Here is a 22,496-nt window from a genome sequence, read left to right as displayed (position 1 = left end):
TATTGATAGGTGCCGACGCACGTCGGCACAATCTAGGAGCGAAAATGAAATTGTCTTCTCAGCTAGTAGTCGGATCTCTAGCTGTTTTTGTTTTAGCGGCTTGCTCTAGCAGTCCGGCACAGCGTCGTCAGGCTAAAGACGACTTTGAATACCTCAAGACTCCTGAGCTGAGTCAGTGGCAGTCACCAGAAGGTGTCGAGACCGAGGTATACCCAAACTACCTAATTCCCAAGGGAGAATTTCAGGGTGAGATCGGGCGCCAGGTCGATATTCGCCCGCCGCAACAGATCTTAGAGCTGATCCCTGGCGCGCGTATCGAGCGTGGCGAGAGTGGTGAGGCGACACTATGGCTGTTGAGGGCCGATGAGATGGATCGTGTCTGGCAAACCGCTCAGACGATGCTGAATGAGCGTGATATTGCGCTTGTCAGTCAGACCGACCAACGCATCGAAACCGACTGGGTGAGCTGGATCTCGGAAGATGAAGATGTTGAGCTTGGTAGTCGCTATGAGATCAGTCGCTTTGAGGCCAACAATCGCTTTGGCTTTAAGGTGTCACTCATCGACTGGCGTGAGGATGGGAAGGAGCTTCCTGTCTCAGCAACCAATCGTGAGCGTTACAACGTGCTGATGACCAACCAAGTGACTGGACGTTACGACCAAGACTTGCGTGAAGAAGCAGAGCGCAAAGCTCAAGAGCTGGTTAAGCAGATCCCAATCTCTATGGGAACTGACCGCAGTGGCTTACCAGTGATCATCGCGCGTACGCCATACAACGTGTTATGGCAGCGCCTGCCAAGCCTACTCCCTGAGATGGGCTTTGAGATTGAAGATCGCAACCAGTCGCAAGGTCAGTTAAAAGCTCGCTATGCTGCACCGGATGATGAGTTCTGGACCGAAATCGGTGTCAAACCAATGAATCTGGACTTGGGAGTGTATACCTTCCTGTTTGGTGATCTAGGTAACCGCACCTCAATCAACGTCACCGACTCAAAAGGCAAGCCAGTCACTGAGGAATTACTCAAAGACATGGCCCCAGTGCTCGCCGCACTAGCCAACCAAGAATAAAAAAATCCCCTCTCCGGAGGGGATTTTTTTAGGGGCGGGGAGCGGGTTTCACTGCGTTCCGGGGAGCGAGGAATCTACCACGTGCCCACACTCCTCGCACCTCGTAGGGCTTCGCCCGTCCCCGCACCTCGATACTATTTTTTCAGCCTTTGTTCGTTTTTTTCATCGAGCTCGGCAAGCTTCTCTAAGTCAGACATGGTTTTTGACTTGCGCATCTGTACCTTAGAGACATGTCTTAGCGCCAGAAGATTACCGGCGATAAAGGCCATCGCAAGCAGGCTGATCACCCAAGGGTTAGTCAAAAATGCCATCTAAATCCCCTTCATTAACCGCCAATACATAGTCAGTATAGATCCGGTTAAACTCATTTGCGATCGACTCAAAGCCGAGCACAGATTGTTGGCTGATTGTCTGGTAGAGGGATTGGGGCGTAAGCTGGGCTTTTATTTTGTGCCAAGTCGCCAGATGACTGATGTGCCAAGGCTCAAATTGATAACCGCTGTGAACGCCGTCAAATGGGAAGAAAAAACCAAAGCGAGGCGCGGCTGTGCGCAGCCAGCCAAAAAAGGCTTGCTGGTCGCCGCTCAGGTATTCTTGCTGGGTAAGCTGCAGTGGCCGCTCTGCGCTGGTGGCGTTGGCGTCATACAGGTCGAAATCACTTCCCCAGTGGTGGCGGCTGGTACCAGGTAATGCTGACCAGAGCAAAACAGTCGCAATTTTATTGCGTTCACTGAGCGTAGCAAGGTCGACAGGCTGGCCATGGATGTCCAAACTCACCCGCTCGCCAGACATTTTGCTATTCCAGATCAGCTGCTGACGCTCGAAGCTTCGAAAGCCTGAAGCGATACAGAGATTCATCCCAGCCTGCTCTGCGGCGGCTTTAAGCGCCAAAAGATCGCGTGAGACCTGTGGATGGAGCATAAAAGCTTTTTGTCCAACGTTGCACTGGATAAGGTGCGAGTCATCGAGACCAACGAGCTGGCTGGGGGATAGCATCTATTTCACCAATAGGTTATCGAGTGTCTTCTGGTACATATCGGTCAACTTCTCCAGATCGGGCACACTGACGCACTCATTGACCTTATGGATAGTCGCGTTCACCGGGCCAAGCTCGACCACTTGAGCACCCATACGCGCGATAAAGCGAGCATCTGACGTGCCGCCGGTGGTCAAAAGCTCTGGCGTTTTGTGATTGACTTCTTCAACCGCATCCACAACCGCGCTCAGCAGCTCACCATGATCGGTCAAGAATGGATGACCACTCAGAGTCCACTGTAGGTCGTAGTCGAGGCCATGCGCATCGAGCGTAGAATGAACGCGGCGCTTGATTTCAACATCAGTCAGCTCAGTACTAAAGCGGAAATTGAACTGTACCGAGAACTCACCAGGAATGACATTCGAGGCTCCAGTACCAGCGGCAAGGTTCGGGATTTGGAAGCTAGTAGGCGGGAAGTAGGCATTGCCTTCATCCCACTTAGTTGCCGCCAGCTCGGCCAGTGCAGGCAGTGCTTGGTGAACCGGGTTATTGGCCAGGTGAGGGTAGGCCACGTGGCCTTGTGTTCCCTTAACGGTCAAATCGCCGGTAATCGAGCCGCGACGTCCGTTCTTGATCACATCGCCCACGTGATGTGTGCTTGACGGCTCACCGACAATACACATATCGATTGGTTCGTTGCGCTCCATCAAGGTGTCAACCACGCGAGTAGTACCGTTAATAAATGGGCCTTCTTCATCTGAGGTGATCAGAAAGCCAATTGAGCCGCGATGATCTGGGTGCTGCTCAATAAAGCGCTCGACTGCGACAATCATGCAGGCAAGCGAGCTTTTCATGTCAGCTGCGCCGCGCCCATGAAGGTAGTCTTCGATGATAGTTGGGGTAAAAGGGGGGGTGTGCCATAGCTCTTCAGGGCCGGATGGGACCACGTCGGTGTGACCAGCAAAAGCAAACAAAGGCGCCTGGGTACCGCGGCGAGCCCAGAAGTTGGTGGTGTCTTCAAACACCATGACTTCCACTTCAAAGCCCAGTGCTTTAAGGCGTTCAATCATCACCGGTTGGCAGCCCGCATCCTCTGGGGTCACGGAGCGGCGACTAATTAGGTCTTTAGCCAGGCTAATTACAGGGCTATCTGACATTTGGGTTTTCCTTAACGATTGGGCACCTTGTGTGCCCGGGTTGATACTATTAGGCGGAGTCTAGTCTTGTAGTGTAAACAGTGCTTGGTACTGCTCGGCTTTGAAGCCAAGGTGCAGTGTACCGTTCACATCCAAGATCGGGCGTTTAATCATCGCTGGCGAGTCGACCAACAACTGACCGACCGTCTCTGGTGAGAGGGCGGCTTTTTGCTCATCGGTTAACTGACGGTACGTGGTGCCACGCTTGTTGATCACCGTTTGCCAATCGAGCTGGCTACAAAAGCGTTCGATCATTGCAAGATCAACACCTTGCTTGCGGTAGTCGTGGAATTCGAAGGCGACATTATTCTCTTCTAGCCAGCGTTTGGCTTTTTTTATTGTGTCGCAGTTTGGGATACCATACATGGTAATCGACATAGTGCTTCCTACGGTTTTGAAAACTGAAGCACCGAATGTATCAATCCCAACCTTGGTGTGTCTATAGGCGCTCGGTATTTGCGTTGGCATTGCACACAACTTGACTGACGAATATTGAGAAAGGCGAGAGGCGAATATAATGCAAAATCAAACCTCAGAGAAAGAGATTGAGCAGATTGGACCATTTCAGATTTTTACCCTGATACTATCCATCTATGTACTGCTCGCCTTGCTGTTTGGCCACATATTTAATCCACAAGAAGATGTCCGTCAGGTACTGCGTGTGGCTGACACTGTGGTGTGTCTGTTCTTTTTACTCGACTTTGTGCTGCGTTTTGCCAAGGCGCCCAATAAGTGGGCTTATATGAGGTGGGGTTGGATCGACCTGCTATCGAGTATTCCGCTCTTGGACAACCTTCGTTATGGGCGTTTGGTCAGCGTGGCGCGTATCTTTCGCATCATGCGGGTGATTCGATCGGTCAAAATGCTGTTGACCTTTGTTCTGCGCTCGCGCATGCAAGGCACCTTTTCTTTGGTGGCTGCCATGTCGATTATTCTGATTGTGTTTGGTGCGGTGGGCATTTTGGAGTTCGAGCGCGATGTCGCAGGGGCGAACATCACCAATGCAATTGACGCCTTGTGGTGGGCGTTTGTGACCATGACCACGGTCGGCTATGGCGACTATTATCCTGTGACAACGGGAGGGCGGATGATTGCGACCATGTTGATGATCTCAGGAGTGGGACTGTTTGGTACCTTTACCGGATTTGTCGCAACTTGGTTTGTCGATGACGACGAGTTGCAGGGGCACACGGAGATAGCTGAAATGAAAAATGAGGTCAGTGCACTCAGAGGGCAAATTGCTCAATTACAAGCCGTTATAGAACAACAAGCTGGCAAGTAAAAACACGCAAACAGATTGCTGTATGTTATAAAATGTTTCAAATCAATAAAATGAAGCAATAAATACAACTAGTTGCATTAATTTTTTTATAAGTTAGGTAGAATCTTGATCCGAAACAAGTAATTTAGAACAAGAACACTAATAATGTTCTAGACATTTTTAGGGAGGTATTATCAATGGAACTGAGTCCTGTTTTCGCAAGACGACTTTATATTGCTTTACTAGTGGATAGCGAGGAGCGTCCAAACGTTCCAAAGCTAATTGAACTGACAGGGTGGCCACGCCGCACGATCCAAGATGTGCTTAAAGCACTACCAGGGATTGGGATTTCACTAAATTTCGTCCAGGATGGTCGTCGTCACAATGACGGTTATTACCGCTTGTCTGACTGGGGCCCTTTCGATAGCCAGTGGGTGCTGTCGAAGAAGACGGACATTGTGACGAGTATTACCGCTTAATTGCACTGTATCGTCATTTGGATTGAAAAAAGACCTGTTCCTTTGGACAGGTCTTTTTTTACATCAGGTTGATGCGAGCCTCACACGTCTATTGGCAGCGATACGCTACCCCAAAGACAGTAAAGGATGTAACAAAGTCTTGTGGTGACATCATAAACACCGTATCCGCCCCAAGTGCTAGGGCGTTGTTTCTAAGGTCGTTTACTGCGCCTCTGACCATAGTGTCGTTGGGAAAAAATAAGTAGCTGTACCAATGACCTTCACTACCAGTGACATCACCGAGCCATTGACACCCGTCGGGTGTAAACTTACTATCTAGCCGGATCTCAATCTCTTCGGCATACTGGTTAAGTTGAGCTAGCGGTGTGGTACAACCCGTCACAGCAATTGCGACTAAGTTAACGAAAAGTACTCTGAGCCTTTTGCAACGGGTCATGCTCTCATCATCCATAACAGAATAAATCCAAGCCAACTTATTACCAATAATAACCATGGCAGCTTTGAAGAGGCCGCTGGCACTGGGTGGGCGTCGACCACGGGTTGTGTGTTGAGTGTAGTCTCTTTTGTTTGCGCCACTTTGGCTTTTTGTGCCTGCTTCTTGGCTTTATCTGCTTTACGGTTGCGCTCTTTCTGTTGCTTCTTGTACTGAGCGATCCCCTTGGCAATGCCCTGTGCGATCAATTTGGTTTGCTCTTTGGTCTGACCGGGCTTTTGCGTCGCTCGGGCAATCTTAAGCGCTTCATCTTGCGCTTGTTGGGAAGGGGTATCGTTTTTATTCATTAGAAATTTCAAAGCTCGCGAGTGATAACACAATGATGTCATAATACCGCTGTCATTTTATGAAACCAATGTTTATGGAGAGGAATTTGCGCTACCCAATGGACCGCTATACCGACCACGGATACCTAAGAACACCCACCTTACTCTGGTTAGGTTGGCTTTTCCTCGCCAGAGCATGGCTGGTGTTTATCGTTGCCGGGGCCAGTTTTGATGAAGGAGGAAAGATCCTTGAATTCGTCTATCCAGACAGTCGTTTAATGATCATTGGTATGGTCATTGGGGCTCCTGCTCTCATTTTTATGTGGTTGATTGCCTTGCGGAACCAAGAGAGAAAAGTGATCAATGTGATTGTCTCCCATGCAAAACCGGTGACAATGGTAATGATTGCGTTGCAAGCGACGCAGACCTTTTACCATATTTACCTGGCTCGCGGTGCATTTAGCTGGTCACTGGGGCTTACGCTGGTTGGCCTGCTTTGGTTTGGTTTGTATCTAGTAAAAAGTCAAACCGTTAGGGATTGCCTACTGCGCAATGGCTTTGAAATTGAACGACATCAATAAATCTTCTCTTGCGCACTATATACTGGAGGCGATTGTTAGCGACATTTCACAAAAGTAATATAGTGCTTTGATCGTAAGTAATTAGATAATTTAAGTCAGACCGAAAAGGCGTTCTTGACTCAACATAAAGGAAACCCCATGTCCGAAGTTCAAACCGCGATCCTGCCTGAAGCAGGCCCTTTTGCACTTTACACTCAGCTCAAGGTTCGCTCTAACCCAGCAGAAGTACTCGCGCAATTGCAAGCGCTACCGGCTTTCGTTGCAGAGCTTAATCAGAGCCAACCTGGAGCACAGTTGACACTCTCTATCGCCTTTACTCATCAGTTTTGGTCACAGCTAGACGCATCCATGCCAAAAGAGCTGGTGGCGTTTGAGCCTCTTGGAGAAGGTGAGAACACTGCGCCTGCAACGGATGTCGATGTGCTGATCCACTGTCACTCTCAGCGCCCGGACTTACACTTCTTTGTTCTGCGCAAGTTTATCTCTATGGTGGAAGAGTCGGTTGAGATAGTCGATGAAACCAATGGCTTCCGCTACCTAGATTCGCGCGATATGACAGATTTTGTCGATGGTACCGAGAACCCAGAGGGTGCAGCTCGCCAAGATGTGGCCATCATCCCTGAGGGTGAGTTTGTCGGTGGCAGTTATGTGATGGTTCAGCGTTTTATCCATAACCTTCCAGCTTGGAACCGCCTTAACATCTCTGCGCAAGAAAAAGTGGTGGGTCGCACCAAGCCAGACTCGATTGAGCTTGAAGATGTGCCGGCGCAATCACACGTCGGTCGTGTAGACATCAAAGAGAAAGGCAAGGGCCTTAAGATCGTCCGCCACAGCTTGCCATACGGCAGCGTCAGTGGCGACCATGGTCTACTGTTTATTGCCTACTGTAATACCCTGCACAACTTCCAAGCGATGCTGAACAGCATGTACGGTGTCACGGATGGTAAAACTGACCAACTACTGCGTTTCACGCACGCGGTAACTGGCGCATACTTCTTTGCTCCATCAGCGACAATGCTTGGTGAGCTTAAACTGAAATAACCCTTCAGTTTAAGAGTCGAGAATCGAGATCGGGCTATGCCCTGCGAGAGGCGAGGGGAGTGCGTTGCATTTCCTGCTGAAAACTAAACTTTATAGGTTTTGTTGAGCTACCGGTGTGAAAAAGGGTTGACAGTGCCATGTCAACCCAGCAAATTTTCTCGCTTCTCGCTTCTCGCTTCTCGCTTCTCGCTTCTCGCTTCTCGCTTCTCGCTTCTCGCTTCTCGCTTCTCGCTTCTCGCTTCTCGCTTCTCGCTTCTCGCTTCTCGCTTCTCGCTTCTCGAAAATTCTAAAGATTCACCCACCGCCGCCGATAAAACGCTGAGCATCTGTCTTTCGTCTTTTATGGAATATTATGACCGTCACAGTGAACACCAATACGGCAGCGATGACCGCGCAGCGTCATTTGTCGAACGCAACGAGTGCGCTGAACCAATCTCTGGAGCGTTTGTCTTCGGGGAGTCGGATCAACAGTGCTAAGGATGATGCGGCAGGGCTGCAGATCTCAAATCGTCTCGAGTCGCAAATGCGTGGACTGGATGTCGCGGTGCGTAATGCTAATGATGGCATCTCAATCATGCAGACGGCAGAAGGTGCGATGCAGGAGAGCACCCATATCATCCAGCGGATGCGTGACTTGTCTTTGCAAGCGGCCAATGGCTCTAACTCAGCGGCTGAGCGCAACGCTCTGCAAGAAGAGATGAGCCAGCTTAATGATGAGTTGAATCGGATTGCTGAGACCACATCCTTTGGCGGGCGTAAGTTACTCAATGGTCAGTTTGGCAGTGCTGCATTTCAGATTGGCGCCGCGAGCGGTGAGGCGGTTGATGTCTCTCTAAAATCGATGCGCAGTGATGCCCTTGAGATGGGGGGGTTAGTGCATCGCGCGCGAGTAGCGAAAGACAGTGACTGGACGGTCAGCGCTGGGTATCAAGAGTTATCAATCGCCTATCTAGACCCTCACGGAGAGTGGCAACACTTTGTGATTGAGGCGAAAGAGGGCGATGACATAGAGCAGTTGGCCACCTATATCAATGGACAGACCGATGCGCTGAGTGCTTCGGTGGACGAGGATGGCTTTCTTCAGGTCTATATTGCGGGCAGCGAGACGTCAGGAACGATTAGCTTTGCTGGTGGTTTGGCGAGTGAGCTGCATATGGTCGCGACTGGTTATCAGGCCGTCGATGATCTGGATATCCGCTCGGTCGGCGGTGCTCAGCAGGCGGTGGCAGTATTGGACACGGCACTGCAATATATCGATAGCCATCGCGCTGAACTTGGCGCGCTGCAAAACCGCTTTGGTCATGCCATCAATAACCTCGACAATATCCACGAGAATCTCGCTGCATCTAATAGTCGCATCAAGGATACCGATTATGCCAAAGAGACGACTCAGATGGTTAAGCAGCAGATCCTGCAGCAAGTCAGTACGACGATATTGGCCCAGGCCAAACGCCAGCCAGATCTCGCGCTCACCTTGCTTAATGGTTAGCCCGAGCTTGTAAGGGCGAAAGATATCGACAGCGACTGACAGAACTTGAGTCAAAATTAGAGAAAAAATGCAATTTTGATGCTAAATGAGTGAATTTTGTCCCAACGGGATATTTTTCTTAAAAAAGTGATTTTTTTCCTAAAGGATTTTCCACCGGCGCCGTTACTAGAAGTAACTTTGAGAGAACTACTTGGTTTTCCGAGACGTCGGAAGCCGCAACAACCGGAAAATCAATTGGAGAAATCACCATGGCAGTAAATGTAAACACCAACGTCGCAGCAATGACCGCTCAACGTCACCTGAACAACGCAAACAATGCGCAGCACACATCGATGGAGCGTCTATCATCAGGCTTCAAGATCAACAGTGCTAAAGATGATGCGGCAGGTCTGCAAATCTCAAACCGCTTGAACGTACAAAGTCGCGGTCTTGATGTAGCAGTACGCAACGCGAACGACGGTATCTCTATCGCCCAAACTGCAGAAGGCGCGATGAACGAGACCACCAACATTCTACAGCGCATGCGTGACCTTTCTCTACAATCAGCAAACGGCTCAAACTCAAAGGCAGAGCGTATCGCGATTCAAGAAGAAGTAACGGCGCTAAACAATGAGCTTAACCGTATCGCAGAGACCACATCGTTCGGTGGCCAAAAGCTGATCAACGGCACCTACGGCACTCAATCGTTCCAAATCGGTGCTGATGCGGGTGAAGCGGTTATCATGGAGCTGAAAGACCTACGCTCTGACACGGCGCAAATGGGTGGCCTTTCACACGTTGCTCGTAACGAAATGGACGCTAACTGGACGGTTGGTGAGGACAAGGACCTAACCATCAGCTTTACCGACCTTGACGGCAATAAGCAAAAACTTGAGATCAATGCCAAACTTGGCGACGATGTCGAGCAGCTTGCGACCTACATCAACGGTCAAACGGACGCGGTTCAAGCATCAGTGAATGAAAACGGCGCACTGCAACTTTACGCTGGCTCAAACAATGTTGATACCTCTGAGCGTATCCAGTTTGGTGGCTCACTAGGCAAAGAGCTGCAAATGGGTCGCGCTGAAGCAGTGACAGTGAATGATATCGATGTGACTTCGGTAGGCGGTTCGCAAGAGTCAGTAGCGATTATCGATTCAGCGCTTAAATATGTCGATAGCCACCGTGCTGAGCTTGGTGCGATTCAAAACCGCTTTAACCACACTATCAACAACCTAGATAACATTAACGAAAATGTGAATGCGTCGAAGAGCCGCATCAAGGATACCGACTTTGCCCGCGAAACGACGGCGTTGACCAAGTCACAAATCCTATCGCAAGCGTCAAGCACTATCTTGGCACAAGCCAAGCAAGCGCCAAACTCAGCGCTAAGCTTGCTAGGCTAATTAGCCAGCAATCAACTCAAGAAAAAATCCAGCTTCGGCTGGATTTTTTGTGTTTAGATTAAGCGGATTTTATTGGGTGCTAAAACGCATCAAACGTTGGGTTTTACGTGCTAGTGACAATAAATTGCCCTAAAGCCAAAAAAATTAAAAAAAACCGATTTTTTTCCTAAAGCTATTGCTCTGTCCGCCGTTAAGAGATGGAGAGAAATGATATGCGTCCAAGTGAGGTGAGAGACACGAAGGCGCGTAAACCCAATGCCTAAGGAGATCGACTATGGCAATTAACGTAAATACTAACGTTGCAGCTATGACGGCTCAGCGTAACCTAAGCAATGCAGCAAACGACGTAAACCGATCAATGGAGCGCCTGTCATCTGGCTATAAAATCAATAGCGCAAAAGATGATGCAGCAGGCCTTCAGATCTCAAACCGTTTGACGTCACAAAGCCGTGGTCTGGATGTAGCAGTACGCAACGCAAATGATGGTATCTCGATTGCACAAACCGCAGAAGGTGCGATGCAAGAGTCGACTAACATCCTTCAGCGTATGCGTGACTTGTCGCTACAGTCGGCGAATGGTTCTAACTCTAAGGGCGAGCGTATCGCACTACAAGAGGAAGTGACGGCGCTAAATAACGAGCTTAACCGTATTGCAGAAACAACGTCATTTGGTGGCAACAAGCTATTGAACGGCACATACGGTCAACAATCTTTCCAAATCGGTGCCTCTTCAGGTGAAGCCGTGATCATGACCATGGGTAACATGCGTTCTGACACTGCAGAAATGGGTGGTGTTGAGATCAAGGGTAAAGATGTTGGTGCGGGTTGGACAGCGCAAGGCGGCGAGATGCTACGCATGGACTACACCGATGGTAACGGTGACGCGCAGCGCCTTGAGATCGAGATGAAAGCTGGTGATGACCTAGAGCAGGTGGCGACATACATCAATGGTCACAGCCCTGATTTGAAAGCGTCTGTGGGTGAAGACAACAAACTGCAGCTTTTTGCCGCAGAGACCGTTGTAGACACTTCAACGCTGAAAGTCGGTGGTAATCTTGCGTCAGACCTGGGTTTGAGCGTGAAGAACGCCGAGCACAAAACAGTCAATGATGTGGATATCACGACTGTGGCAGGCTCACAACAAGCCGTGGCGGTTATCGACGGTGCCCTTAAGGCCGTAGATAGTCAGCGTGCAGAGCTTGGTGCGATTCAGAACCGCTTTAACCACACAATCAATAACCTAGACAACATTAACGAAAACGTTAATGCGTCTCGTAGCCGCATCCAAGATACGGATTACGCCAAAGAGACCACAGCATTGACCAAGTCGCAGATCCTGCAGCAAGCAAGTACGTCAGTACTGGCGCAAGCTAAGCAGACACCAAATGCGGCACTGAGCTTGCTGTAAGGTTATTCGATAGGTTTCGTTTGAAGCTTATTGAGAGCTCTAACGTAGGACGCGTTAGAGGGTAATGTACAGGACGGGAGAGGTGGTATGGAATATTACTCCGGCACATCAACTACCCATCCTTACGACTCTCAAAGTGGCATTAAACTTGCTTTAAAAAACCAAGAGCCGAAACAGGTTGCCGCTCATAAAGTGGGCAGCGACAAGATTGGGGTAGCGGAATCACGCACAGATGGTGGGCCAAACGTCACGAAGACGAACTTGGCGCAACATAAGCTCAATGAGCAAGAGCGTGAGAAAGTCGTCGAGCAATTGAACGAGTTTATCTCATCCATGAACAAGAGCCTGGCCTTCAAGAAAGATGAAGACTCGGGACGGGATGTGGTGTCAATTTTCGATGTGGATACAGGTGAGCTGATCCGACAAATACCCGATGAAGAACTGTTAGAGGTACTCAGACGACTTCGACAACAGTCCAGTGGACAACGCAGCGGGTTGTTGAACGATAAAGTCTAGGTTTTTAAGGTGGTGACATGAGTTTAGGCCCAATGGGGATGAATACTGGCATGGATATTAATTCCATGGTCAGCAAGATGGTTGATGCAGAGCGAGTGCCGAAACAGCAACGCATCGACAATGAACGCGCTGACAATGAGACCAGTATTAGTGCTTATGGTCGACTCAAAGAGTCGCTGGATACGATGAAGTATCTGATGGCTGATTTTCGTCAGGAGCGCGCTTACGCTGCTCGCGCAGTGGGAAGTACGGATGACGGCTTAGTGTCGGCAACCGCGACGACGGAAGCCATCGCAGGACGATACTCTGTTGATGTGTTGCAGCTTGCGCAAGGGCACAAACTTGCCTCGGGCGTGTTTGCCGAGGATGAAGAGTTTGGGCCTGGCGAGCTGCAGATCAAACTGGGTCGTCGTAGTTTCACGTTAGACGTTAAAGAAAACAGTAAGCTCAGCGACATCGTTCGTGGCATTAATGATGAGAAGGCCAACCCTGGGGTGCGGGCTTCGGTCATTAACGATGTCGATGGGCCTCGCCTTATTCTTGCTTCCGACCAAACGGGTGAGAAGCATGCCATATCGATCGTAGTAAAGTCGCAAGGGGCCGATAGTGGTCTTAAGCAGCTGGAATACAAAACCTTAGAGCAGAGGGTTCGAGATCTTGAACAGGCCCGTGCCGCCGCTCAAGAGCTAATAAGCCCATTAAGCCCAGAGCAAAAGCTTGCCGCCCAACAGGTTGCTGATACCTTGATTGATGCCGCCAAAACGGTGGATGCGCAAGTGGCTGAAGAAACAGCCGCGGCTCAGTCTGATCCCAATGTTGCCCGTGATAGCGCTGACCTTGATAGTGCAGCTGCCGTGAAAGCGGCTGAGCAGACAAGCGTGTATCAAAGGCCACAAGACCGCATCCCTGGCTGGAGCGAGGCCGCCTCAGGCACCTTACTGGACTCGTATTATGAGCCCAAGCCGGAGCTGGATGCGAAAGCGCGCGCCAAGTCCAAGCAAGTGCCGGGTTGGAGCAATACGGCATCGGGAACGCTGACCGACTCTTATGTCACGCCGGCCGAGGCGCAAGACAAGCTCGACAAGCAGCTCGCCGCCGAGAAAGCAGCGATTGCCGCCGCGCTTGCCAGTGGAGAGATCACTGAAGAGGAAGCGAAACAGGCCGAGCGAGCCAAGCTGTCAGAGGAGGAGCGCGCGCATCTTGAAGAGGTGGATAGGGTTAACGATGAGTTGCTCGCGGCGCAACAGGCCTTTGATGCCTACAGCGGGTTGACTCAGGTGGAAGCGGCGCAAGACGCCAAGGTGATGCTTGATGGCATCGCGCAGGTCAGTAGCAGCAATAATGTGATTGAGAATGCTATCGACGGGGTCAACCTGACCCTACTTAATACCTCAGAGCCTGGTGAGCGCCCGGCTGAGGTGAGCGTGGACTATGATCGTGACCGTGTGCGCGATCAGATAGAGCAGTTTGTTCACGCTTATAATCAGTTTCATTTTGTCTCGAAAGACTTGGCCAGCGTTGACCCGGTCACAGGTCGAGCGGGGCCGCTAGCCGGGGATAGCTTGGTGCGCAGTGCAGAGAGCCGCTTGAAGGGCGTGTTTACCACACGCGTTGAGGGGGCGCCTGCTGATATGGGGACCTTGAGCTCTTTTGGTATCACCACCACGCGAGAGGGGCATCTGGAGATTAATCACCAGACCCTGAATCGCCAGCTTGAGGGCAACTTCCATCAGTTGGAGAGTTTTTTTGGTGGCAACAACGGTTTTGCACGCAAAGTTGAGGATGCAATCCATAGCCTGACCGGACCCACTGGCACGATTCGCTCGCGTGAGCACGGTATTGTCGAGCGCAACCACCGCCTGCGCGATGATCAGGCGGCGCTTGATCGGCGCATGGAGAGCTTGCAAAAGCGTACTCATGATCGCTTTGCTGCTATGCAGGATGCGACGAGCAATATGCAAGCTCAGCTGTCTGGCATGATGAATGTGTTGGGTTAGTGGATAAGGTTGATCTAGAGCGATGAGTCGTTACCAGCAAATACATGAACTCGATCAAACAATTGCCCATGTGCTGGGCAATGAGCAATATTCGACTGAAGAAATCCAGTCATTGGTCGATAAGAGAGAAACGATGCTTGAGAGTGCGCTGGCTGAGATACGGCAGCAGCCTCACCTCGCATCAAGCCACGACTGGCAGGCTCTGGTGCAAAGCACCCAAACACTGGTTAGACAGATGGAGCAGGTAACGCGTCAGGCAGGAGCTGCCTTACACCGTCACCGTCAGGGTTTGAAATCAGTTCAACAATACAAAAAGTTTTTATAGTAAGAGGATAGCCATGCGCGGTTCGTTACAGGCATACAAAAAAGTTTCGGTAGACAGTCAGCTTAGCGCGGCGTCCCCCCACAAAGTCGTCCAGATGCTCATGGCGGGTGCGATTGAGCGCTTGATCCAAGGCAAAGCAGCGATGATGCAAGGCAATATTGCGATGAAGGGCGAGCGATTAGGCAAGGCGCTAGATATCGTTATCAGTCTGCGCTCTTGCTTGTCGATGGAAGACGGTGGCGATATTGCGCGTAACTTGGATCAGCTTTATGAGTTTATGATCAGTCAGATTTCTTCGGCGAACATCGCCAATGATCCGCAACCTTTGGACGATGTTGTGGAGATCTTGCGTGAAATCAAATCTGCATGGGACCAAATCCCACATCAATACCATAATTTGACCGCCGCTGACATTGGTATGTCTTAAATTGAAGATAGCGCGATCGGGCAAACAGTTTTGCCCGGCGCCTGGCGATAAAATTGTCGATAAAACTGGTTTGTTTTGACACAAATACCAGTAAATTCCTCCGAAGAGGTCACATCCCGTGACCACTTGGTTGCCTTCTGTGCCAAATCCAATAAAATACCCACCATTCTCGCCCAATTCAGTAGAGTTCGGCGCAATTTTGATGGGTAGCATCACGGCGTCATTATTTTGACTCGTATCACCATCGTCAACTGACACAACACGACCAAGAGCTTAATATCAGCTCGCTGAGGCTGAGTTCCTTATCGGCAAAGGAATCGGCTCATAATAATTACACTTGTGTCAGTCAACCAGTTTTAAAGGCAATCGATTTATCCATGCTAGGTTTGTTAAAAATACTCGTGATTGAGGATGATGCGCAGCTGCGCACTAATCTGAGTAACATTTTTGAGTTTGTCGGCGAGCAGTGTCACGCCATTGGCTCCAGTGAGATTGAGAGTATTGATTGGACTTTGCCTTGGTCCGGTTGCGTTATCGGTTCGCTTGATGGCGGTCAGGTGCCGGTGAAGTTGAACCAGCAGCTCACTATGGCCACTCATATCCCTTTGCTTGTGGTGGGCTCACACCCGTATTCGCTTGAGCACAAGGCGCAATACGTAGGGGAGCTAGAGTACCCACTTAACTATCCCCAATTGGCGGAAGCATTGCGCCACTGTAAGGAACTTGCTGAGCGAGCTCACCCCCAGGCAGGTGTCTCTCAAGGCAATACATTATTTCGTAGCCTCGTCGGACAGAGTCAGGGAATACAGCAAGTCAGACATATGATAGGTCAGGTCGCAAGCACCGAAGCGAGCGTGTTGATTTTAGGTGAGTCTGGGACTGGTAAAGAGGTCGTAGCGCGTAACATTCACTATCATTCGCCGCGTCGAAATGGTCTGTTTGTGCCGATCAATTGCGGTGCGATCCCTGCCGACTTGCTTGAAAGTGAGCTGTTTGGCCATGAAAAGGGTGCATTTACCGGTGCGCTGACGACCCGCAAAGGGCGCTTTGAGCTAGCCGATGGCGGGACGATTTTTCTTGATGAGATCGGTGATATGCCGATGTCGATGCAGGTCAAACTGCTGCGTGTGCTCCAAGAGCGCAGTTTTGAGCGTGTTGGAGGAAATACCACCATCCAGGCCAATGTGCGCATTGTCGCGGCGACTCACCGTAACCTTGAGCAGATGATCGAGGACGGTACTTTCCGCGAAGACTTGTATTATAGACTCAACGTGTTCCCGATTGAGATGCCACCATTGCGTGAGCGTCATATGGATATTCCATTGCTGTTGCGCGAGCTAATGGCACGAATGGAAGCACAGGGCTCTGCCGCCATCTGTTTTACGCCACGAGCGATCAGTTCACTGACGCAGCATCAATGGCCGGGTAACGTGCGAGAGCTGGCAAATTTGATTGAGCGAATGGTGATCCTCTATCCCAATAGCTTGGTTGATGTTAATCATCTGCCGAAAAACTATCGTTATGGCGACACGCCTCAGTTTGAGCCTGACGTTGTTGATGAGAAGTCGATTGAAGAGCAAGAGCGTGATGCATTGGCGGATATCTTCGCCCAAGATTTTAGCTTTGAAGAGCCCGAGCCGAGCATGACGCTGCTGGAATCGCTACCGGACGAAGGGATTAATTTGAAAGAGGTGCTGGTCGAGATAGAAACCAGCATGATCAGCCAAGCCTTGGATGCACAAGGGGGCGTGGTGGCAAGAGCGGCGGATATGCTGGCCATGCGTCGTACCACCTTGGTGGAGAAAATGCGCAAGTACAATATACAGCGCTAGTCAGTTAACAATAATGCATATATAACAGCCTGAAACTTCTTTGATTCGGGCTTTTGTTCTTTTATACGGCGGCCATCATCATGCAATCGTCTGATTCATCACAACACCAGTCTCACCTTGATACACTCGAGTCTCAGGTTGAACGATATAAGCAAGTACTTGATGTCATGCCGGCAGGCGTGATCCTGCTTGATACGCATGGGGTGGTCCGTGAGGCCAACCCAGAGGCACTGCGTCTACTCGAGGTTCCTTTGGTTGGCGAGCGTTGGTTTGATGTGATCCAATCGGCCTTCGCTCCTCGCGAAGATGATGGGCATGAGATATCGCTACGCAATGGCCGTAAAGTACGCTTAGCGATATCGGCCTCTAATACCGGTCAGTTAATCTTGATCACCGATTTGACCGAGACCCGATTGCTACAGTCGCGGGTGAGTGACCTGCAAAGGCTGTCGTCTTTAGGTAAAATGGTGGCTTCCCTAGCTCATCAGGTGCGTACCCCCTTGTCGAGCGCCATGCTCTACGCGTCGAACCTTTCAGCGCCAAACCTACCGCCAGCAACCAAAGAGCGCTTTCAAACCAAACTGGTCGACCGGCTGCATGATCTTGAAAAGCAGGTCAACGATATGTTGTTGTTTGCCAAAGGTGGAGACAACAAGGTCATTCAACCCTTTACCGTTCAAGCGCTAGCGGATGAACTGCACCCTATGGTTGAGGCGGCAGTCAAAGGCAATCAGATTGACTATCACGTTGAGATAGAGGATGCGGCAACCACACTGCTGGGTAATGTTAACTCGGTCGCCTCAGCACTGAGTAACCTGGTCATGAATGCGATCCAAAATAGCGGTAAACAGAGCCAAATTGATGTTTATTTGCGCGCGGTTAATGATGAGGTGCGGATTTCGGTACAGGATAATGGGCCGGGGATAGAGAAAGAGCTGCAAGGCAAAATTATGGAGCCTTTCTTCACTACACGCTCACAGGGAACAGGCCTTGGATTGGCGGTAGTGCAGATGGTCTGCCGCGCCCACAAAGGGCGCTTAGAACTCATTTCAGAACCAGGAGATGGGGCCTGTTTTACCCTTTGCTTACCGTGCCAAGCCACGGACAATCAGTCACAACAAGCCAATGATGGAGAGAAGTAATGGCACAGAGTAAAGTCCTGATCGTTGAAGATGACGAAGGCTTGAGAGAGGCACTGGTCGACACATTGGCGTTGGCAGGGTATGAGTGGCTGGAAGCCGACAGTGCTGAGGATGCACTGGTTAAGCTGAAAGCGAATGCTGTCGATATCGTGGTCTCTGACGTTCAGATGGCGGGGATGGGCGGCCTAGCACTGCTAAAAAACATCAAGCAGCACTGGCCGAATCTGCCTGTGCTACTGATGACGGCTTACGCAAATATTGAAGACGCGGTGTCTGCGATGAAAGACGGCGCGATTGACTACATGGCCAAGCCGTTCGCACCTGAGGTGCTGCTGAATATGGTCAGCCGCTATGCCCCGGTGAAATCAGAACACGACGGTGACGCCGTGGTTGCCGATCCCAAAAGTCTTAAATTGCTGGCACTTGCCGACAGAGTCGCCAAGACGGACGCCAACGTGATGGTGCTTGGCCCAAGTGGCTCCGGTAAAGAGGTCATGTCGCGTTATATCCATAACGCATCGAATCGTAAGTCGGGTCCCTTTGTGGCGATAAACTGTGCGGCCATCCCGGATAATATGCTGGAAGCCACTTTATTTGGTTACGAAAAAGGCGCCTTCACTGGGGCGGTTCAAGCCTGTCCGGGTAAGTTTGAGCAGGCGCAGGGCGGCACCATTTTGCTCGATGAGATCAGCGAGATGGATTTGAGCCTTCAGGCCAAACTGCTGCGCGTGTTGCAAGAACGTGAAGTTGAGAGGCTCGGCAGTCGCAAGAGTATTAAGCTTGATGTGCGCGTATTAGCCACCAGTAACCGCGACCTAAAGCAGTACGTCCAAGAGGGGAATTTCCGCGAAGACCTCTACTATCGCCTCAATGTGTTCCCAATTGCCTGGCCGGCCCTGGCAGAGCGTCGTGGGGATATTAGCCCGTTGACTCAGCACTTGATAGAACGCCACTGTCAAAAACTGGGCATGGCACTGCCTATGGTCACGAGCGCAGCTCAGGATAAGTTACAAGCCTACCATTGGCCGGGTAACGTGCGCGAGCTGGATAATGTCGTACAACGTGCTTTAATCTTGGCCGATAACGGACAAATTGATGCCGGGCATATCTTGTTAGAGGGGATTGATTGGCAAGATGCTGATAGCCTTCAGAGCGTAGTCGAAAGTGGGCAACCAGAGCCGACTTTGACGGTGGCCGCAGAGGTTGCAACGCCGTCGTCGGCATCATCAAGTCTGGGCGGCGAGTTGCGCGATCAAGAGTTTTCGATCATTCTCCAGACCATGCAAGAGTGCGATGGCCGACGTAAAGATATGGCAGAAAAACTGGGTATTAGCCCACGCACATTGCGCTATAAACTAGCAAAAATGCGCGATGCGGGTATTGATATACCTAACTAATAAGTATGGTACACTAGTTGCTTGTTTGAGGAATAAGCAATAAAAACGTCAAAGAATTGGCATTCGAGGTGAAAATGCAGGTTGATAGCTTACTGAGTGAAATGAGCGTGATGCGAGCACAGGCTGGCGGCGCGACCACAGCGGTAAAGAGTGGGCAGCAAGTGGGTGCTGACTTTGGTCAGATGCTGAGTAAGGCGATCAATAATGTCAATCAATTGCAGCAGTCATCAAGTGACCTGCAGACCCGTTTTGACCGTGGTGATGAGAGCGTCTCTCTCTCTGATGTGATGATCGCGCGCAACAAATCAAGTGTTGCGTTTGATGCCACCATTCAAGTGCGCAACAAATTAGTTGAATCGTACAAAGAACTCATGAATATGCCGGTTTAATGCATTAGGAAGACGTTGTGGCTGACCCAAATCAATCAACAGATCTTGCTGTAAGCGATCCAAACTCTGCAGCCCTTGTAGCAACAGGTGCGACAGGTGAAGACGCAGTAGACCTACAAAATCCCGATATTGACGAGAAGGCCTCGTCAAAATTTGACTTGGCGATCGGTGACCTCGACCTTATCCGCCAAGTCGTACTGGTACTCTCTATTTCTATCTGTGTTGCACTTATCGTGATGGTGTTTTTCTGGGTGAAAGAGCCAGAGATGCGCCCATTGGCCTCATACGAAACTGACGAACTTATCCCTGTGCTGGACTATCTTGACCAGCAAAAACAAAACTATCGACTTGAAGGCAACACCATCTTAGTCCCTGCCTCAGACTTTAATAGTCTCAAGCTAAATATGGTGCGCGCGGGCTTAAATAATCAAAGTCACGCCGGTGATGAGATACTCATGCAGGATATGGGGTTCGGTGTTTCTCAGCGTTTGGAGCAGGAGCGACTCAAGCTCAGTCGTGAGCGCCAGTTGGCGTTGGCGATAGAAGCAATGAATCAGATCCGTCGCGCAAGGGTGCTTTTGGCGCTGCCAAAGCAGAGTGTTTTTGTTCGTCATAGTCAAGAGGCTTCAGCCTCGGTATTTTTGACTTTGCGCACCGGAGCGAACCTAAAACAAGAAGAAGTGGATTCGATTGTTGATATGGTGGCGAGTGCCGTGCCGGGTATGCGACCTAATCGCATCACGGTCACGGACCAACACGGGCGCTTACTCAGCTCAGGCTCACAAGACCCGGCCTCAGCGGCAAGGCGCAAAGAGCACGAGCTTGAGCGCAAACAAGAGCAAGCGCTACGCGAGAAGATCGACTCCGTACTGATCCCTATCCTCGGTCTTGGCAATTATACCGCTCAAGTTGATGTCGAGCTTGACTTCAGTGCCGTGGAGCAAACACGCAAGCGATTTGACCCCAACACGCCCGCGACGCGCAGTGAGTTTACCCTTGAAGATTACAACAATGGCAATGTGGTGGCCGGTGTCCCAGGTGCCCTGAGTAACCAACCCCCTGCCGATGCCTCAATCCCACAAGATGTCGCGCAAATGCGAGATGGCTCAGTGTTGGGTCAGGGCTCGGTACATCGCGAGGCAACGCGTAACTTTGAGCTTGATACCACCATTAGTCATGAGCGCCGCCAAACTGGCGTATTAAACCGCCAAACCGTTGCGGTTGCCATCAATCATCGCGCAGCGCTCGACCCAACCACTGGTGAGCTGGTTCAGGTGCCACTGACCGACAGTGAGTTGCAGTCGATCCGACAGGTCTTGATTGGTGCGATTGGCTATAGTGAAGCGCGTGGCGACTTGCTCAACGTGCTGAGCATGCAGTTTGCCACGCAAGATCTTGAGCCGTTGTCTGATGCGCCAATCTGGGATCACCCGAACTTCAACGAGTGGGTGCGTTGGCTTGCCAGTGCGCTGGTGATTATCGTCATCGTGATGGTGCTGATCCGCCCAGCGATGACCAAGCTGCTTAACCCAGTGGCTGACGAAGAGGAAGACAAGCTGTATGGTCCTGACGGCCTGCCGATTGGTGCCGATGGGGAAACGAGCTTGATCAGCAGTGATATCGATAACCAAGACCTATTTGAGTTTGGCTCGTCGATTGAGCTGCCAAACCTAAATAAAGATGAAGACGTATTGAAAGCGGTCCGCGCGCTGGTGGCGAATGAGCCAGAGCTAGCGGCGCAGGTCGTGAAGAATTGGATGCAGCACAATGGCTAATGAACTAGTAGTACCGCCTGGCGGTGAGATCGTTGATCCAACCGCGGGCTTTGATATCTCAAGCATGGGGGGTGAAGAGAAAGCCGCGATTTTGCTATTGAGCCTCAATGAGGAAGATGCCGCCGGGATCATTCGTCATCTTGAGCCAAAGCAGGTTCAACACGTGAGTAGCGCGATGGCGCGTGCCCGCGATTTGAGCCAGGCGAAGGTCAGCGCCGTGCATCGAGAGTTCCTGCAAGATATTCAGAAGTACACCAATATCGGTATGGGCAGCGAAGAGTTTATGCGTAACGCCTTGGTGGCCGCATTGGGTGAAGACAAAGCCAACAACCTGGTTGATCAAATCTTGCTCGGCGCTGGTTCTAAAGGCCTAGATTCGCTCAAATGGATGGACCCGCGTCAAGTTGCCAGCATTATTGTTAACGAGCACCCACAGATCCAAACCATTGTTTTGTCTTACCTAGAGCCGGATCAATCGGCGGAAATCTTGTCTCAGTTTGCTGAGCGCGATCGCCTCGATTTGATGATGCGAATCGCTAACCTCGAAGAAGTGCAACCGTCAGCACTGGCTGAGCTAAACGAGATCATGGAGAAACAGTTTGCCGGTCAAGCGGGTGCTCAAGCGGCTAAGATTGGTGGTCTGAAGGCCGCTGCCGAGATCATGAACTATCTCGACAACAATGTTGAAGGGGTACTGATGGATCAGATCCGTGATCAAGATGAAGATATGGCCACCCAGATTCAAGACTTGATGTTTGTGTTTGAGAACCTGATTGAGGTCGATGACCAAGGTATCCAGAAACTGCTGCGTGATGTTCCACAAGATGTTCTCCAGCGTGCACTTAAAGGCGCTGATGACGGACTGAAAGAGAAGATCTTCAACAATATGTCTAAGCGTGCAGCGAATATGATGCGCGAGGATCTCGAGGCCATGGCACCGGTTAAGGTCTCGGATGTTGAAGCGTCACAGAAAGAGATCCTTGCCATTGCTCGTCGCATGGCTGACAGCGGTGAACTGCTGCTGACCGGCGGCGCGGATGAGTTCCTGTAATCG

General features: G+C 50.7%; 24 protein-coding genes. 18 read left to right on the top strand and 6 right to left on the bottom strand.

Features of this window, described 5'->3' with window-relative positions:
* Positions 1-44: 44 nt before the first annotated feature.
* Positions 45-1,067: an outer membrane protein assembly factor BamC gene (gene bamC / locus ACSTTG_RS02130; protein WP_438461287.1), complete on the top strand. Its 1,023-nt coding sequence runs from the start codon at positions 45-47 to the stop codon at positions 1,065-1,067.
* A 134-nt stretch (positions 1,068-1,201) separates the two neighbouring features.
* Here the strand turns inward: bamC and ACSTTG_RS02125 are convergent, their stop codons facing one another.
* Genes ACSTTG_RS02125 through ACSTTG_RS02110 form a run of 4 tightly spaced genes read right to left on the bottom strand, consistent with a single transcriptional unit; the run spans position 1,202 to position 3,617 of the window.
* Complete coding sequence (locus ACSTTG_RS02125; RefSeq protein ID WP_438461288.1) at positions 1,202-1,378, bottom strand: DUF2897 family protein; 177 nt, start codon at positions 1,376-1,378, stop codon at positions 1,202-1,204.
* Positions 1,362-2,063, bottom strand: a complete 702-nt coding sequence (locus ACSTTG_RS02120) for a M15 family metallopeptidase (protein WP_438473668.1) — start codon at positions 2,061-2,063, stop codon at positions 1,362-1,364. The genes ACSTTG_RS02125 and ACSTTG_RS02120 overlap by 17 nt, the downstream gene beginning before the upstream one ends.
* On the bottom strand, positions 2,064-3,200 hold the full coding sequence (gene dapE, locus ACSTTG_RS02115; protein WP_438461290.1) for a succinyl-diaminopimelate desuccinylase: 1,137 nt from the start codon (positions 3,198-3,200) through the stop codon (positions 2,064-2,066).
* A 60-nt stretch (positions 3,201-3,260) separates the two neighbouring features.
* Positions 3,261-3,617, bottom strand: a complete 357-nt coding sequence (locus ACSTTG_RS02110; RefSeq protein ID WP_438461291.1) for an ArsC family reductase — start codon at positions 3,615-3,617, stop codon at positions 3,261-3,263.
* 139 nt (positions 3,618-3,756) lie between these two features.
* Between ACSTTG_RS02110 and ACSTTG_RS02105 the strand changes: the two genes are divergently transcribed.
* Positions 3,757-4,521 carry an ion transporter gene (locus ACSTTG_RS02105; protein ID WP_438473667.1) on the top strand — a complete coding sequence of 255 codons (765 nt, stop codon included), beginning with the start codon at positions 3,757-3,759 and terminating at the stop codon, positions 4,519-4,521.
* A 176-nt stretch (positions 4,522-4,697) separates the two neighbouring features.
* Complete coding sequence (locus ACSTTG_RS02100; protein ID WP_438461293.1) at positions 4,698-4,979, top strand: winged helix-turn-helix domain-containing protein; 282 nt, start codon at positions 4,698-4,700, stop codon at positions 4,977-4,979.
* Between the two features lie 88 nt (positions 4,980-5,067).
* Here ACSTTG_RS02100 and ACSTTG_RS02095 read toward each other — a convergent pair whose 3' ends face one another.
* Together ACSTTG_RS02095 and ACSTTG_RS02090 are read right to left on the bottom strand one after the other, a co-directional pair.
* A complete protein-coding gene (locus ACSTTG_RS02095) occupies positions 5,068-5,415 on the bottom strand; it encodes a DUF4156 domain-containing protein (RefSeq protein ID WP_438473666.1) in 348 nt (115 codons plus the stop codon).
* Positions 5,412-5,759, bottom strand: coding sequence for a DUF2956 domain-containing protein (locus tag ACSTTG_RS02090; protein WP_438473665.1), 348 nt, complete (start codon positions 5,757-5,759; stop codon positions 5,412-5,414). The genes ACSTTG_RS02095 and ACSTTG_RS02090 overlap by 4 nt, the downstream gene beginning before the upstream one ends.
* A gap of 86 nt (positions 5,760-5,845) precedes the next feature.
* On the opposite strand from ACSTTG_RS02090, the gene ACSTTG_RS02085 reads away from it, so the two are divergent.
* The 15 genes from ACSTTG_RS02085 to fliG all read left to right on the top strand — a co-directional run bounded on the left by ACSTTG_RS02085 (position 5,846) and on the right by fliG (position 22,493).
* Positions 5,846-6,319, top strand: coding sequence for a DUF2919 domain-containing protein (locus tag ACSTTG_RS02085; RefSeq protein ID WP_438461296.1), 474 nt, complete (start codon positions 5,846-5,848; stop codon positions 6,317-6,319).
* A 138-nt stretch (positions 6,320-6,457) separates the two neighbouring features.
* Positions 6,458-7,360, top strand: a complete 903-nt coding sequence (locus tag ACSTTG_RS02080; RefSeq protein ID WP_438473664.1) for a Dyp-type peroxidase — start codon at positions 6,458-6,460, stop codon at positions 7,358-7,360.
* 352 nt (positions 7,361-7,712) lie between these two features.
* Positions 7,713-8,849, top strand: coding sequence for a flagellin (locus tag ACSTTG_RS02075; RefSeq protein ID WP_438473663.1), 1,137 nt, complete (start codon positions 7,713-7,715; stop codon positions 8,847-8,849).
* 248 nt (positions 8,850-9,097) lie between these two features.
* Positions 9,098-10,234, top strand: a complete 1,137-nt coding sequence (locus ACSTTG_RS02070; protein WP_438460626.1) for a flagellin — start codon at positions 9,098-9,100, stop codon at positions 10,232-10,234.
* Between the two features lie 274 nt (positions 10,235-10,508).
* Positions 10,509-11,642 (top strand): flagellin, encoded by a 1,134-nt coding sequence (locus ACSTTG_RS02065; protein ID WP_438473661.1) that lies wholly within the window; start codon positions 10,509-10,511, stop codon positions 11,640-11,642.
* Between the two features lie 87 nt (positions 11,643-11,729).
* A complete protein-coding gene (locus ACSTTG_RS02060) occupies positions 11,730-12,158 on the top strand; it encodes a flagellar protein FlaG (RefSeq protein ID WP_438473660.1) in 429 nt (142 codons plus the stop codon).
* Between the two features lie 17 nt (positions 12,159-12,175).
* Positions 12,176-14,155, top strand: a complete 1,980-nt coding sequence (gene fliD / locus ACSTTG_RS02055; RefSeq protein WP_438460629.1) for a flagellar filament capping protein FliD — start codon at positions 12,176-12,178, stop codon at positions 14,153-14,155.
* A gap of 22 nt (positions 14,156-14,177) precedes the next feature.
* A complete protein-coding gene (locus tag ACSTTG_RS02050) occupies positions 14,178-14,480 on the top strand; it encodes a flagellar protein FliT (protein WP_438460630.1) in 303 nt (100 codons plus the stop codon).
* A 13-nt stretch (positions 14,481-14,493) separates the two neighbouring features.
* Complete coding sequence (gene fliS / locus ACSTTG_RS02045) at positions 14,494-14,907, top strand: flagellar export chaperone FliS (protein WP_438460631.1); 414 nt, start codon at positions 14,494-14,496, stop codon at positions 14,905-14,907.
* A 377-nt stretch (positions 14,908-15,284) separates the two neighbouring features.
* Positions 15,285-16,739, top strand: coding sequence for a sigma-54 dependent transcriptional regulator (locus tag ACSTTG_RS02040; protein WP_438473659.1), 1,455 nt, complete (start codon positions 15,285-15,287; stop codon positions 16,737-16,739).
* An 80-nt stretch (positions 16,740-16,819) separates the two neighbouring features.
* Positions 16,820-17,881, top strand: coding sequence for a sensor histidine kinase (locus ACSTTG_RS02035; RefSeq protein ID WP_438460633.1), 1,062 nt, complete (start codon positions 16,820-16,822; stop codon positions 17,879-17,881).
* Positions 17,881-19,278 carry a sigma-54-dependent transcriptional regulator gene (locus ACSTTG_RS02030; RefSeq protein ID WP_438460634.1) on the top strand — a complete coding sequence of 466 codons (1,398 nt, stop codon included), beginning with the start codon at positions 17,881-17,883 and terminating at the stop codon, positions 19,276-19,278. The genes ACSTTG_RS02035 and ACSTTG_RS02030 overlap by 1 nt, the downstream gene beginning before the upstream one ends.
* 74 nt (positions 19,279-19,352) lie before the next feature.
* Positions 19,353-19,667, top strand: coding sequence for a flagellar hook-basal body complex protein FliE (gene fliE / locus ACSTTG_RS02025; protein WP_438460784.1), 315 nt, complete (start codon positions 19,353-19,355; stop codon positions 19,665-19,667).
* A 17-nt stretch (positions 19,668-19,684) separates the two neighbouring features.
* Positions 19,685-21,442 (top strand): flagellar basal-body MS-ring/collar protein FliF, encoded by a 1,758-nt coding sequence (gene fliF, locus ACSTTG_RS02020; protein WP_438460635.1) that lies wholly within the window; start codon positions 19,685-19,687, stop codon positions 21,440-21,442.
* Positions 21,435-22,493, top strand: a complete 1,059-nt coding sequence (fliG, locus tag ACSTTG_RS02015) for a flagellar motor switch protein FliG (RefSeq protein ID WP_438460636.1) — start codon at positions 21,435-21,437, stop codon at positions 22,491-22,493. The genes fliF and fliG overlap by 8 nt, the downstream gene beginning before the upstream one ends.
* The last annotated feature ends 3 nt before the right edge of the window (positions 22,494-22,496 follow it).

The organism is Vibrio glycogenivorans (genome assembly GCF_051660965.1).
Taxonomy (GTDB): domain Bacteria; phylum Pseudomonadota; class Gammaproteobacteria; order Enterobacterales; family Vibrionaceae; genus Vibrio.
The sequence above is the reverse complement of the archived record's forward strand: the minus strand, read 5'-3'. Positions and strand labels throughout refer to the sequence as shown.

Excerpts from the sequence above, each read along its gene's own strand:
- bamC (WP_438461287.1), top strand. The coding sequence starts at position 45 with ATGAAATTGTCTTCTCAGCTAGTAGTCGGATCTCTAGCTGTTTTTGTT.
- ACSTTG_RS02125 (WP_438461288.1), bottom strand. The coding sequence starts at position 1,378 with ATGGCATTTTTGACTAACCCTTGGGTGATCAGCCTGCTTGCGATGGCC.
- ACSTTG_RS02120 (WP_438473668.1), bottom strand. The coding sequence starts at position 2,063 with ATGCTATCCCCCAGCCAGCTCGTTGGTCTCGATGACTCGCACCTTATC.
- dapE (WP_438461290.1), bottom strand. The coding sequence starts at position 3,200 with ATGTCAGATAGCCCTGTAATTAGCCTGGCTAAAGACCTAATTAGTCGC.
- ACSTTG_RS02110 (WP_438461291.1), bottom strand. The coding sequence starts at position 3,617 with ATGTCGATTACCATGTATGGTATCCCAAACTGCGACACAATAAAAAAA.
- ACSTTG_RS02105 (WP_438473667.1), top strand. The coding sequence starts at position 3,757 with ATGCAAAATCAAACCTCAGAGAAAGAGATTGAGCAGATTGGACCATTT.
- ACSTTG_RS02100 (WP_438461293.1), top strand. The coding sequence starts at position 4,698 with ATGGAACTGAGTCCTGTTTTCGCAAGACGACTTTATATTGCTTTACTA.
- ACSTTG_RS02095 (WP_438473666.1), bottom strand. The coding sequence starts at position 5,415 with ATGACCCGTTGCAAAAGGCTCAGAGTACTTTTCGTTAACTTAGTCGCA.
- ACSTTG_RS02090 (WP_438473665.1), bottom strand. The coding sequence starts at position 5,759 with ATGAATAAAAACGATACCCCTTCCCAACAAGCGCAAGATGAAGCGCTT.
- ACSTTG_RS02080 (WP_438473664.1), top strand. The coding sequence starts at position 6,458 with ATGTCCGAAGTTCAAACCGCGATCCTGCCTGAAGCAGGCCCTTTTGCA.
- ACSTTG_RS02075 (WP_438473663.1), top strand. The coding sequence starts at position 7,713 with ATGACCGTCACAGTGAACACCAATACGGCAGCGATGACCGCGCAGCGT.
- ACSTTG_RS02070 (WP_438460626.1), top strand. The coding sequence starts at position 9,098 with ATGGCAGTAAATGTAAACACCAACGTCGCAGCAATGACCGCTCAACGT.
- ACSTTG_RS02065 (WP_438473661.1), top strand. The coding sequence starts at position 10,509 with ATGGCAATTAACGTAAATACTAACGTTGCAGCTATGACGGCTCAGCGT.
- ACSTTG_RS02060 (WP_438473660.1), top strand. The coding sequence starts at position 11,730 with ATGGAATATTACTCCGGCACATCAACTACCCATCCTTACGACTCTCAA.
- fliD (WP_438460629.1), top strand. The coding sequence starts at position 12,176 with ATGAGTTTAGGCCCAATGGGGATGAATACTGGCATGGATATTAATTCC.
- ACSTTG_RS02050 (WP_438460630.1), top strand. The coding sequence starts at position 14,178 with ATGAGTCGTTACCAGCAAATACATGAACTCGATCAAACAATTGCCCAT.
- fliS (WP_438460631.1), top strand. The coding sequence starts at position 14,494 with ATGCGCGGTTCGTTACAGGCATACAAAAAAGTTTCGGTAGACAGTCAG.
- ACSTTG_RS02040 (WP_438473659.1), top strand. The coding sequence starts at position 15,285 with ATGCTAGGTTTGTTAAAAATACTCGTGATTGAGGATGATGCGCAGCTG.
- ACSTTG_RS02035 (WP_438460633.1), top strand. The coding sequence starts at position 16,820 with ATGCAATCGTCTGATTCATCACAACACCAGTCTCACCTTGATACACTC.
- ACSTTG_RS02030 (WP_438460634.1), top strand. The coding sequence starts at position 17,881 with ATGGCACAGAGTAAAGTCCTGATCGTTGAAGATGACGAAGGCTTGAGA.
- fliE (WP_438460784.1), top strand. The coding sequence starts at position 19,353 with ATGCAGGTTGATAGCTTACTGAGTGAAATGAGCGTGATGCGAGCACAG.
- fliG (WP_438460636.1), top strand. The coding sequence starts at position 21,435 with ATGGCTAATGAACTAGTAGTACCGCCTGGCGGTGAGATCGTTGATCCA.